This is a genomic window from Anaerovirgula multivorans, from assembly GCF_900188145.1.
In the GTDB taxonomy this organism is placed as follows: Bacteria; Bacillota; Clostridia; order Peptostreptococcales; family Natronincolaceae; genus Anaerovirgula; species Anaerovirgula multivorans.
In genome coordinates this window covers 18,747-31,844 of sequence record NZ_FZOJ01000028.1, presented here as the reverse complement: position 1 = coordinate 31,844, position 13,098 = coordinate 18,747, and the positions used below count along the sequence as shown (strand labels likewise).

At 36.4% G+C, this 13,098-nt stretch carries 13 protein-coding genes; 1 reads left to right on the top strand and 12 read right to left on the bottom strand.

Annotated elements, in window-relative coordinates; all coding sequences use genetic code 11:
- Positions 1-6: 6 nt before the first annotated feature.
- From CHB72_RS19895 to CHB72_RS19855, 9 genes are all read right to left on the bottom strand, one after another.
- Positions 7-888 carry a carbohydrate ABC transporter permease gene (locus tag CHB72_RS19895; protein WP_089284627.1) on the bottom strand — a complete coding sequence of 294 codons (882 nt, stop codon included), beginning with the start codon at positions 886-888 and terminating at the stop codon, positions 7-9.
- 166 nt (positions 889-1,054) lie between these two features.
- A complete protein-coding gene (locus CHB72_RS19890; RefSeq protein WP_089284626.1) occupies positions 1,055-1,408 on the bottom strand; it encodes a hypothetical protein in 354 nt (117 codons plus the stop codon).
- Positions 1,409-1,509: 101 nt separating this feature from the next.
- Positions 1,510-2,175 (bottom strand): ABC transporter ATP-binding protein, encoded by a 666-nt coding sequence (locus CHB72_RS19885; protein WP_089284625.1) that lies wholly within the window; start codon positions 2,173-2,175, stop codon positions 1,510-1,512.
- Positions 2,176-2,188: 13 nt separating this feature from the next.
- Positions 2,189-3,634, bottom strand: coding sequence for an ABC transporter permease (locus tag CHB72_RS19880; protein ID WP_089284624.1), 1,446 nt, complete (start codon positions 3,632-3,634; stop codon positions 2,189-2,191).
- A gap of 336 nt (positions 3,635-3,970) precedes the next feature.
- Positions 3,971-5,254 (bottom strand): sensor histidine kinase, encoded by a 1,284-nt coding sequence (locus CHB72_RS19875; RefSeq protein WP_089284623.1) that lies wholly within the window; start codon positions 5,252-5,254, stop codon positions 3,971-3,973.
- A gap of 1 nt (position 5,255) precedes the next feature.
- On the bottom strand, positions 5,256-5,942 hold the full coding sequence (locus CHB72_RS19870) for a response regulator transcription factor (protein WP_089284622.1): 687 nt from the start codon (positions 5,940-5,942) through the stop codon (positions 5,256-5,258).
- Between the two features lie 148 nt (positions 5,943-6,090).
- Positions 6,091-6,774, bottom strand: coding sequence for a sialidase family protein (locus CHB72_RS19865; RefSeq protein WP_089284621.1), 684 nt, complete (start codon positions 6,772-6,774; stop codon positions 6,091-6,093).
- 219 nt (positions 6,775-6,993) lie between these two features.
- Complete coding sequence (locus CHB72_RS19860) at positions 6,994-8,412, bottom strand: MATE family efflux transporter (RefSeq protein ID WP_089284620.1); 1,419 nt, start codon at positions 8,410-8,412, stop codon at positions 6,994-6,996.
- A gap of 6 nt (positions 8,413-8,418) precedes the next feature.
- Positions 8,419-8,868, bottom strand: a complete 450-nt coding sequence (locus tag CHB72_RS19855) for a MarR family winged helix-turn-helix transcriptional regulator (RefSeq protein ID WP_089284619.1) — start codon at positions 8,866-8,868, stop codon at positions 8,419-8,421.
- A 194-nt stretch (positions 8,869-9,062) separates the two neighbouring features.
- Between CHB72_RS19855 and CHB72_RS19850 the strand changes: the two genes are divergently transcribed.
- The gene (locus tag CHB72_RS19850; RefSeq protein WP_242975207.1) at positions 9,063-9,641 is read left to right on the top strand and encodes a hypothetical protein; all 579 of its coding nucleotides are present in this window, start codon (positions 9,063-9,065) and stop codon (positions 9,639-9,641) included.
- A gap of 339 nt (positions 9,642-9,980) precedes the next feature.
- Here CHB72_RS19850 and CHB72_RS19845 read toward each other — a convergent pair whose 3' ends face one another.
- From CHB72_RS19845 to CHB72_RS19835, 3 genes are all read right to left on the bottom strand, one after another.
- Complete coding sequence (locus CHB72_RS19845; protein WP_089284618.1) at positions 9,981-11,192, bottom strand: iron-sulfur cluster carrier protein MrpORP; 1,212 nt, start codon at positions 11,190-11,192, stop codon at positions 9,981-9,983.
- 204 nt (positions 11,193-11,396) lie between these two features.
- On the bottom strand, positions 11,397-12,263 hold the full coding sequence (locus CHB72_RS19840; RefSeq protein ID WP_089284617.1) for an ATP-binding protein: 867 nt from the start codon (positions 12,261-12,263) through the stop codon (positions 11,397-11,399).
- Complete coding sequence (locus CHB72_RS19835; RefSeq protein WP_089284616.1) at positions 12,241-13,098, bottom strand: nucleotide-binding protein; 858 nt, start codon at positions 13,096-13,098, stop codon at positions 12,241-12,243. Before CHB72_RS19835 ends, CHB72_RS19840 begins: the two co-directional genes overlap by 23 nt.

Here is a 13,098-nt window from a genome sequence, read left to right as displayed (position 1 = left end):
ACGCTATCATCCTCCTATTGTATTACTGACTTTTCTTTGAACTTTGAATAAAAATAGTACAAGTATGTAGATAAAAACAGCCATGATAAAAGCAGCTGATGTTAACATCTGGTAATCCAAGGAGGTAAACTTATTATTCATATAATGCTGCAGCATGTAAATGCTGTCGTGGGGGTATGCACCGGAAATCAAATATACCTCTCTAAAAACCTTAAAAGAGTTAATGATGGATATAATAAATACAAAAAACATAGTAGGTGTAAGATAGACCAAAGTAATGTTAGTAAATTTTTGGCAATTGCTGGCCCCATCAATATCGGCTGCTTCATAATACTCTTGTGGTATATTTTGAAGCCCCGCCAGGAACAGTACCATATTATATCCCATGTTCTTCCATAAATAGACAATTACCACCACGATCCTGGCATAACCTGTCTTCATCCAATCTATCGGTAACAATCCGAAGGATGAAATAAAGGCATTCAGGGATCCATTCATGTCAAACAATATCTGCCATACCAGAACCACCGAAGCCACTGGAACCACCAGTGGAATAATAAAACCCATGCGTACAATATTTCGGCCGTAGATTTTCCTGTTCAGCAGCATGGCAAGGCCAAGAGAAAGCAAAATATTAAGAGGAACACTAATTGCTGTAAAAATTAGGGTATTATAGGCTGCTTTCAAGAAAACAGGATTTTTCATAAGCTCCATATAATTTGCCAGCCCAACAAATCTGCCTCCGATAGGACTGTCTACAAAGGAATAATAAAGCCCTCCAACAAAGGGTATAAAGAAAAAAATTAGAAACCCTATAAGACTTGGTGCCAGAAAAAATAGTGCCGTTTTATTATCATTTTTTTTACTTGTCTTTAATAATGCTGACATTAGCCATCCTCCTGTGGTATCTTCGCTCCGAAACCATATACATTATCTCAATTATGTATATACATTTTTCTTTACATGACTACTAAAATAGTCATGTAATAAGTAAATACTACCAGAATAGTCATCTCTTGTCAATGACTATTCTGGTAGTTAATAAAAAAATTAATTATTCATCAATGTGTTGAAACCAATCCTCAAAATCGTCTTCATCAGTAGCGTCATCCGATATTTCTTCGGATGATACTACCTGATTTCCGGTATTAACTGTACCGAATAAATTCATTTGCAATATTCTTCCCAATGTAAATAGAATGACTGCAAACAGCAGGTATTGTGCAAAATTTGACATGTGGAAATTTACTATTTCAAATTCGTTTCCCCTTATCACCAGTTGATTCTGTGCTATCATCTTGGAAATATAGTCAAAGGAGTAAAACGCCGCCCAAAGTGTATAAAGTGCAAGCAATCCTGCAAGTATATATAAAATGGTGCTTAAAGCTGGAACTTTTTTTCCCCTCATACTTTACCGCCTTTCTGTGAATTTTTTGTCTCACCTTCCAGGTATCGGCATACCGCCGCTACTTATCTCAATCAATAATTGACCCTGTCATCGGGCTTTTCCTAATGCATTAAAAGCAGCTTTCCATCATTGATTCCCCAGATCTCATCTGCAATAGATGTTACCTTTCTTGAATGAGTGACAATGATGACGCATTTACCCTCATCATGGGCAAGAGAGGTTAAAACCTTTAGAACATCGGCTTCGGTATCCCGATCCAGATTCCCTGTTGGTTCGTCTGCAATAATGACATCAGGATTGTGGGATAATGCACGGGCAATGCCTACCCGCTGCTGCTCTCCACCGGAAAGCTTCAATATTTTTCGGCCTGCCTTCTCCCTGTCTATTCCCACCTTTTCTAAAAGTTCATAAGCAAAGGCCTTTTTATCCTTAATCTTGCTTCCACTGATGTTCATAGAAAGAAGGATATTTTCTACTGCAGTGGCGTTGGTAAGCAAATTAAAGCTTTGAAAAATAACACCGATACTTTTAGCCCTGTAATCATCACGGTCGAGGGCTTTAAGACTGGTGCCCTCATACAATATCTCTCCCTTCACACAAACGTCAAGTCCAGAGATTAAAGACAGCAGGGTGGATTTTCCTGCGCCGGATTTTCCAACAATGGTATACACTTTTCTTCTTTCAAATGCTACATTGATGTTTTTGAGGACAGATTTTTTCGTTCCTTCATATTGATAGGATATATCTTTTAGTACTAATACACTCATTGTAAATACCTCCCTAATTTCTTTCCATCAATATTTTGATAGGTTCATACTTTGTAATTTTACTGATTGATACAAGCCCGGCAAAGGATGCCAGTAATAGAGCGATGCCTATGATTTCAAGTATGGTATTGAAACCAAGGGCTATATCGATATTTTCAAGGGGCTGAGCACTTGAATTTGCCACAGGGTTGACTACGCTTCCCATCATCATGCCGCCACTGAACCCGGCAGTAGAGGCCACCGATTCCGCTGCTTCTATTTGCTGGACAAGCAGAAGATTTGTAATCGGTTGTGCAACTAACGTTCCGATACCTAGTCCAAGCACTAGGCACAAGCAAGTTATAATCAGTATTTCTGACCACAAGCTCAGGGCCACCTTATGCTTTTTCATTCCCATAGCCCGCAGTACGCCGATTTCATATTTACGCTCCCGGATGGCAATGGAAGAAAGTAGCGCAATGATTATGCCGCCAAAGATCATAACAATAATCATGAATGAAATGGAGATATTTTTCAGTCCTTCCACTGGACCTACTATTTTGTTATAGCTGGTTTCATCGGTTGTTACGTCGAATATGGGGTCAAGCCCCTTAGCATAAAGCTCCTCAGCAAAAGCATCAATCATATCTGGGTTTTCTACATAATAGGTAGCTGTTATGTTAATTCCTGAAAGCCCCGGTTGCATCTGCGCTACCACGGTTTCATAGTTTGTCAATATCTCATTTCTGCGGTTTGTGTAGGCGTTTTGTTGCCCACCTGGATTGTATTCATCTGTTGCGTCGTAATAGATTCCCACAACCGTCAATTCATAGTAGGTTTCTATATATGTGGTATCTGTAAAAGTTTCTCCCTTGTAGGCAAGCTCTGAAGTAAAAGAAATAATGTCACCTACAGAAATCCCGTTTAATTCCGCAATGTCGCTGCTTATAATACACTCGTTTTTGTTTTTAGGCATACTACCTTCGGCAAGGTCCCGTAACCCTTCATCAAAATCTTCAAATCTATTACCTTGCAAGCTGAACATATAACTTGTTGGCGTTGACATCGTTCCTCCACTCACAATCGTTCCGGTTGTTGATCCTCCACCACCAAGCTTGGCATCAATTGCCATAATGTTGTCACTGTTCAACCCTGTGGAAGCCCTATAAACTGCATCATATAAATAATCGGAATTCCCAAATTCCACATATTGTTCAGAGGGGATGACTGGGGCCATTATTCTCATCCGACCCCCTGAGCTGTTTTTCATTGCCTCATCCCGCATCCTCTCCATATTGGGTATAATGGTTACAGCAGATGAAAAGCGGCTTTTATAGTCATCAATAATCCCCTTTGTGGTGTTGTTAATCATAAGAGCTACTACCGAGGCGATGATAATGACAAATATGATTGCCCCAAGCAAAATATTACGTCCTCGGTTTCGGAGGATATTATGAAATGCGTTTTGTAAGATGTACATATATTGTTTTCTCCTTTCGCTTTTATTTTTAAAATCTTACATCCCTAAGTATAAAGACGAATCCTTTAGCGAACCTTGAATGGTTCTTCATTGATGCCTGACAATAAATGCAATAGTGTGTATTAAATTCCATTACCTATGTGACCGCCTGGAGATCTTAGGCGAATCCTAAGACTGATTAAGGCATTTTATATAAACAACAGCAAGAAATGGATTTGAAGCATAATTTCTTCAACATAGAAAAAAGCGATAACTCACTCAATAGCTATCGCTTCTTTCTTCTGTAGTTAGTTTTGTTTAATGCATTCAATAAGGGCTTTACTCGTTATTCAACGGTTATAGTCCAAGTGTAAAAGTAAAGGTGGTGTATTCATTTTCCACACTTGTGACCTGAATCTCGCCACCTAACCTATCTATGATGGTTTTCGCAATGGATAAGCCCAAACCATAACTGCCGCCTTCATGGGTTCTGGAGGGATCTCCTCTATAAAATCTATCAAAAACCCTCGACAAATCTTCCTTTGCTATTCCTTTCCCACTATTTCTTATAGAATATATAACCTGGCTTTTTGATTTTTTAAGGGATATATCAATCTGCCCATTTTCATTTGAATACTTTATTGCATTATCAAATAAAATCGCAACTAATTGTTTAACCCTTTCTGGGTCCCCTTTAACAATGATGTCATCCTCTATCCACTGGGAGAGCTTAATATCTTTTTCAAGCATTATGGCTTCCATCGACAGCATCACATCTTTTACAACGTTACTTATATTAAATGAAATTTTTCGTGTTTCAAAATTTACATCCTCCAGCTTAGCCAAAGACAAAAGATCATTGATAAGCTTTGTCATTCTATCTGTTCCAATTTTTATATAGTCAAGCCATTTTAATTGGCTTTTGATGGTTTCTTCCTGATTTTCCAAAAGTGCGTCGTAATTGGCGTTTATAATTGAAAGGGGAGTTTTCAATTCATGGGAAGCATCAGCAATAAATTGCTTCTGTTTTTCCCATGTTTCGGCTATTGGTTTAATTGACCGGTTGGCAAAGTAAAGGCTGATGACAAAAATTACAAAAAGTGTAATTGCTCCCACGAAAATTAATGTAGTAAGCAGTGCAAACAGTGTCTTTTTGTATGCTGTAATATCTAAAAATGTAATCAGATATTTATCTTCCACAAGGGAATATTGTTGCCCACCTCTAAGAATCATACGCCTGCCCTTTTGGGTTATAAGATATTGCCATTGCCTGCCCTCTAAAGTTATTGAAGCACTGCTTTTATTCTTGCTCCAAACAGCCTCTACAGCTTTATAATATGCTTCCTCAGGCATATCAATAAAGGAGTTGATTTCTAAAATCTCCCCATAGGAGTCCAGCTCTATATTAAATGTAAGCGTATCCTCCAAAGGAATCCTTTGGATTACAGCTACTCCTTTTTCTGCGTCATTAAACATGCTCATCCTTATTGGCATTTCAGCTCGTGAAGTCAATTTACTTTGAATTTCCGAATGTATATTGTTATAGGTAATGAAATATATTATAGCAAATGCAGTAATCATCACCAGAGAAGTGATAGACATGTTAAGAATGAGAAATTTATTCCTAAGCTTTGTGAACATTTTATTCTCCATCCTTTGCCGTTTTTAAGACATATCCTGCACCCCTTATCGTATGAATCAAAACCTCAGATTCCAGACGATTTAATTTTTTCCGTAAAAGGGATACATGTATTTCCACATGGTTATCATCAGCATCCGTATCAAAGCCCCATAGTTTTTCAATGATCATCTCTTTTGATATAACCATATTATTTCTTTTTATTAGTATTTCTAGTATTTGTGATTCTTTTAAGGTTAGTTTTATTTCCTTGCTTCCACAGCCAAGCATAAGGGTAAGGGGATTAAGCTGAATATCTCCATATTTAAGTATACCATCATTTATAAGTTCTGTTTTTCTGCGCCCTAATGCACGCAAGCGAGCCAACAGCTCGTCAGTATGGAAGGGTTTTGCTAAATAATCATCAGCTCCGCTGTCAAGTCCCTGTACCTTGTCTTCCGTTTCACCTCTTGCTGTTAACAGAATAACCGGTGTTTCAATACCATTTTTTCGTAGCTCCTTTAGTACGTTGATCCCGTTTAATTTAGGAAGCATGATGTCGAGAATGATAATGTCATAAATATCAGAAAGTCCGCAATCCAGTCCGTCTTCTCCATTATATACTAAATCAACACTATAGTTATTCTTTTTTAGCACCTGAACAATAGCTTCAGCCATATACTTTTCATCTTCAACCATTAAAATTCTCATCTGTAGGCCTCCTCATTGTTTTTTACTATATCATAAAAAGTATCCCCAAAAAGGAAGCTTTCAACAGCTCCTTTTCGTGGACACTTTACTTTTGAATAAAAATCAAATCTGTATTCTAATTTTTCTTAATTAATTTTATTACCCCTACTTATATAACCTCTGCAGCGTCTCTAATCTTCATCTCATAACCTGTACCATCACTGGGACCCATACCTCTAAAGACAGTTCCTTCTTTACCATTAAGTGCTAGCACACCCTCTGGTACATTCTCACTCCATGTTTCTCCGCCGTCTGTGGAGTAGAGCTTGGTTTCGTTTTCTATCTTTACCATATAACCTGTACCATCTCTTGTCTTCATCATATAACCTGTGCCATCATTGGGGCCTGTACCTCTAATGACAGTTCCTTCTTTACCATTGAATGCTGGCATACCCTCTGGTGCATTCTCGCTCCATGTTTCTCCGCCGTCTATGGAGTAGAGCTTGGTTCCATCTTCAACCTTCACCATATAGCCTGCGCCGTCTTTGCTCTTCATCATATAACCTGTGCCATCGTTAAATTCACCATTAAATCCCATACCTCTAATGAACCCTCTACTTCCTTCCTTGCCATTAAATTCTGTTACGCCCTCAGGTGCATTCTCACTCCATGTTTGGCCACCATCTGTAGAATAAATTGTAACACCATCTTCAATCTTTCTCAACATAGTAGCACTATCGTTTGCCGCAAAGACTGTTCCAGCACCTATTGTGGCTACAAGTGCTCCACAAAGAAGCGCAACACCTGCTTTTTTCTTTGTAGTGTTCATTGTTAATAAAATTTTGCTTTTCATGTTTATGATACCTCCTAAAAATTTTTTTGTAAGAATCTGCCTTACATGTACTATCATAAACACTCTACCTTTAGCGAACCTTTAATATATAATTTAAATTATATATTAAGGTTGTTGTGCAACGAAAAGTTCCCCCAAAATTAGGGAGAACTTTAAACACACTTCAATTTTCATTTAAAATTCTACAAAGGCAAAAAATCGTAAATCTTGCCTTAGCAACTACTGATTGCTTAGCTCTAATTCTGTAGCCTGGACTTTTTCTAACATCCCTTTAGAAGAAATATGTAGTTTTTTCCTCATAGAGAAAAACAATGTCAATGAGAGTAAAGTAGTAGCAAAATCAGCAGCAGGCAGGGCAAAAATAAATCCATTAAATCCCCATAATGAACTAAAAATGATTAATGCAGGGATATAGAATATGCCCTGTCTTCCAAGGGATATAATCAAGGACTCTACGCTTTTACCAAGTGATTGAAACATGGTCATAAGTACCATTTGGACAGCCAGCAAGGGCATGGATAATATAAGTACTCTAATAATTTGTACTCCTAGACTTATAACTTTAGCATCATTTATAAATACTTTAATCCAAGTGTCAGCAAATATGAAAAATATGATTGCAAAGGCAGTACACATAATAGTACCTACAATAATTGCTCTTTTTATCGTCTCCATTAAGCGGCTGTGTTTTTTAGCACCGTAACTATATCCCATAAGAGGCTGACAACCTTGAGCTAATCCGATGGTAAGCATGATTGTAATACTGGTAACCCGCATAGCTACACCATTAGCAGCTACTACATCATCACCAAACCCGGCCGCAAAAATATTTGATACCGCCATCCCAATACTCATTAAAACCATGCCTACAGAGGCAGGGATACCAATCTTAAATATTCCAGCAAATATCTCCTTATTAAAAGTAAAATGTCTATATGAAATAGATATGATACCTCGTTTCTTTAAATAAAATACGATATAATATGTAAAGCCTACGATATTACCAATCGTTGTTGCTAAAGCTGCCCCAGCAACTCCTAAGTTCAATAGTAAAATAAATATCGGATCTAACACGATATTTAATATGGAACCAGTTATCATTCCAATCATAGATTCCTTTGTAGCACCCTCTGATCGTAATAATCCTCCCAGTGCCATCTGCATGCCAATAAATGGACTTCCCAACAGCATAATCATCAAATAGCTTTTTCCATATCCAATGGTATTCTCACTGGCACCACAAAACATTAATATGGGCTCGATAAATAAAAGACCAATAATAGACACAATAGTACAGACAGTTAAAGCCGACCAAAAGGAGATTGACCCTACTTGACTGGCATTTTCTTTTTCTCCTTTTCCTAATAACCTAGATATCAGAGAAGCCCCTCCGATTGCAAAGACATTACCAAATGCTTGAATAATCATAAAGATAGGCATGGATATAGAGATAGCAGCTACCATATTGGGATCATTTAACTTACCAATAAAAAAAGTATCTGTCATGTTATAAACAACTTGAATCAGCATAGCCACCATAGTAGGGATTGCTAAAGCCCATATGGCTTTATTCACAGGCATAGATTCCAAAATAACCATTCGATCTTGCTGGATGTTCATATTTTTTGATTCCTTCAAAGAGATTCATTCCTTTCTTTCTTTTAATTTTCCCATAATAACTACCATGGTTTCTAAAGCATTTTTAAGATTGTTGATATCTTCTTCTTCTAACTGTGCTACTTTATTTGAAATATGTTGCTTGAAGTAAGCATCAATTTCTTTTGCAATACTTTTTCCTTCTTTCGTAAGAATTAAGGCATTTTTTCTTCTGTCTTCACATACAGATATTCTTTTGATAAATCCTTTTGTTTCTAATCGATCTGCAACTGTCGTAAATGATCCCTTAGTCAGTCCCACTTTTTTACTGTATTCCGTCATAGGATTACCTTCATCTTTAAGAAGATACATCAGTGTTCTTTCTTCACTAATATTTAGTTTTACCGATGGCTTTACTTCACTCCCCTCTAATAAAGCCCCAATAAACATTGGCAAGAGACCTGCTAATTCTGCAATTCTTTCCTCATTAGTAATCATACTATTCTCTCCTAAGTAGTGTATTTAGTTTGATTTATAACTATTTGAATTCTAACAGTTTTAACTGGAATTGTCAAGAATTTCTTTAGCTTTCTCAAATAACTTGAAATCTCTCCTGTGACTTGCCTTGTTAAAAATATCCACTAAACGCTGTTGTTATAATGTGCTAAAATGTAATTAGAAAGGGTGATGTTATGTTAACCAATATTGACATGATTATTGTGATCTTAAGTATTTTTTCCGCTGTACTGATTTATATATTCTTATTTCCAACAAGACTTTTTGATAAGTACTTTCAAATTTACTTAGAAGAAAGCTATGATTTGGATGCTTTGTTTCCAATAAAGATAAAGGGACAAATTATTCCTAAGGTTGGTTTTTTAGAAATACCCTATCAAAGCTTAAACATTGAAATTAACACAAAGACAATTCGTGGAACTATAGTGAATAACACAGTATCATTAGAGTTTATTAAACTAAGCGATAGAAGAAAATCATTATATTTACTAAAAAAACATTATACGAAAGCAGTTAAATCCTATATAACAGAAACTATTAGAAATAAGAAAGACTATATAAGGCTAATTAAAATATCAACAAGACAGAAACAACATATTAAAAAAGTAGCTTGCCAAACCTGTAAGCATCGCATGAAATGTCAAATAGCTTTTGATCAATGTAATTACGAGAGAAAGACTAAGGACACAATATTGAGTAAAGGTATTCGAGTAGATAGCAATAAAAATTATGAGTTAGATAGTTTGGCGAATTAATAATGAGACTACGCAATAAAAATTATGTAGAAAACAAAACGTCCCCTTGACTTATACATTCAAGGGGTACACTTTTAAACCTACCATAATTGTTTCTTATCGTTACTATCACATTTTTGACAATACATATTGTTTTAAGTATTTTTCTGCAATAGAAGATTCATGATTAATTAAATTTTTAATCTGCCTTTACTCTTTTTACAAATAATTATTCATTCTGCATATTTGTTAGTTTTTAAAAAGAAATCCCTCAAACTTTAGGTTGAGGGATCATAAAACACATTTTAATATTTGCTTTAAATTTTTCAAATTTAATGACCGCAAATCGCTTATCGACTATTAATTGCCACATTCGTCATGGTGCTGATGCTCATGACAGACAGAGCCTGTAGATTTAAGATTACCTTGCAAGTACTGTCCTGCCGCAACCTTTGCATTTCCTGTTGCTCCTATGATTACTTCTATACCTTTTTCATTAAAGATATCAATTGCGCCACGACCCATGCCGCCTGAAATAATTACCTTAACTCCTCTATCATTTAAGAAATTAGGCAAAAATCCGGGTCTATGTCCGGGGTTAGGTATGGATTCACTCTTGACAATTTGATTGTTTTTCACCTCAAAAATATTAAAATTTTCACAATGACCAAAATGCTCTGTAACCATTTCATTCTCACTTGCTACTGCAATTTTCATTTTCTTCCCTCCATTTCTTCCCTCTATTTTTTTATCTAGGACTTCTTCAATATGATCAAGCCAATTACCATCAAAAAGTTCTATCATACCTTTGTCGCAAGCTGCTGATATTTGTGGATCAATTGGTAACTTGGCAAGAACATCAATGTTATGCTTTCCTGCAATTTTCTCAATATGACTGTCTCCAAATAGCTTATATTCCTTATCACAATCTGGGCATTTGAAATATGCCATATTTTCTACCAATCCTATAATTGGTATGTTCATCATTTCTGCCATCTTAACTGCCTTGGATACTATCATTGAAACCAATTCCTGTGGGGATGTTACTATAACAATTCCATCTACTGCTATAGATTGAAATACAGTGAGTGGTACATCGCCTGTTCCGGGTGGCATATCAATAAACATAAAATCCACATCGCTCCATATAACATCTGTCCAGAACTGCTTTACGGTATTAGCAATAATTGGACCTCTCCAGACTACAGGATCTGTGTCATTTTCTAAAAGAAGATTGATTGACATGATATCGATACCTGTCTTGCTTTTAATAGGAAATAATCCCAGTTCAGTTCCTGTTGCTTTTCCCTGAATACCAAATGCTTTAGGTATCGATGGCCCCGTTACATCAGCATCAAGGATGGCTGTTTTATAACCTCTTCGATTCATAATTACTGCGAGCATAGAGGTAAGCAATGATTTGCCTACACCGCCCTTGCCACTAACAATACCAATTACTTTTTTGATATTACTCAGCTCATGAGGTTTTTCTGAAAAATCAGTTTTCTGTTCTTTCCTTTCAGCACAGTCATTGCTGTGTGTATTACAATTCTGACTACAATTTTCACTCATTTTACTTACTCCTTTACGTTTATATTGTTAATTGACTACCCATTGATAAATGATCTATCTTTTCTCCCATAATACCTTTAAGTCTATTATGAGATTTAATACCTGTGTAATGGCAAGTGTAATACTTTAAGCATGTTGACTTTAAAGACTTTGAGAAATTGATGTGTTCTCTACGAAAATTTTGATTTTTATACTTTTGATCTCTTATCTTCCTCTATATAGTACATTTAAGGTTTTATCAAAGATATCTTTTACTGCTTTGCCCGCCATACAATCGATATCAACAATACTCTGCCCAGTGTTAATAGCTTTTACTGCATCTTGGTCAAAGGGTATTCTACCGACAAAAGGCAAATTAAGCTTTTTACAATAGTTCTCTATTTTTTCTGTATTTTCAATGTTGGTATCATATTTATTGATACAAACAACAGCTTTGGTTTGGAATGTTTCTGCTGTTTTAATAATACGCTCCATATCACTGATACCCGATAAAGAAGGTTCGGCTACTATTAGAACCATATCGACACCACTCAGCGATGCTATAACTGGACAACCGATACCAGGGGATCCATCTATAATTGCCAGTTCACTATTTTTAGACGCTAATTTCATCTGTTTTTTTACCTCAGTAACTAACATTCCAGATGTACCACTTCCCATTCTAAGCTGAGCAGTAGAAAACACAGTTTCACCTACATAAAGCATTAATTCTCCTGCTTTCGCAGGTTTAAGTGACACCGCTGCTACTGGACAAACATCTTCGCAGACACCGCAACCTTCACAAGCATAATAATTCACGCTATATGCATCATCTGCATAAATTGCATCAAAACGACAATTCTGTCTGCATAAGTCACATTGTACACATAATTCTGGATCTATTTCTGCTTTAGATAATCCATAATAGTCGTTTTTTCTAGGTACTGTTGACTGATTCATAATGAGATGTAAATTTGGAGCATCCACGTCACAATCTGCATATGTTTTGGCATTTGATAACTTTATAAATGCACTGGCAATCGTTGTTTTTCCTGTGCCTCCCTTGCCGCTAAGGATCAGTAATTGTCTCATGCTGCACCTCCTTAGTCACTGTTTTAAGCAGAGAAGAGAAGATACCCCTGTATTTTTGACTTTCTCTAACTGATATGAGAGCGTTGGAATTTAGTTTGCCAAGCTCGTTATCAAATGGAATCCTGCCTATGATTTTAGTGCTATTTTCTATGCAGAATTTTTCAGCAGGACTTTCTTCCCCCAAGCACTTGTTAAGTATTACACCATGGGGTTTATCAAACAATTTTACCAGTTCATAGACCATATTGAGGTTATGAACAGCAAATAAAGTAGGCTCTGCCACTAAGATACAATAATCTGCACCCTTGATACTTTCCATAACAATACAAGCACTTCCCGGCGGACAGTCAATAAAAGTGAGTTCTTTATCTGCACTAGTATGACTCAATAGTTTCTTAATTATTGGAATTCCAGAGGCTTCCCCGGTATTTAATATTCCCGTTATTACCGTTGTATTTTCTGAAGTACCCCGTTGAATTTCTCCAATAATTTTTTCTTTTTCCATCAGGGCTTTCTCAGGGCAAAACAACACACATCCTCCACAGGAATGGCAAACCTCATCAAAGATTATTAACTGATTTTTGATATAGGCCAATGCATTGAATTTACAAAATTCAACACAAGTACGACAACCGTTGCAAAGCTTTCCATCTACAGAAGGAATCTTAATCGAAATGTCTTCTGATTGAATATCCTCTGGTTTGAAAAAAAGATGACCATTTGGCTCTTCAACGTCACAGTCTATATAAATAGATTCCTTTGCTGCCGCAGCCAAATTTACAGATACCAAAGTTTTGCCTGTGCCACCCTTGCCACTTAGCACAGCTATCTTCAT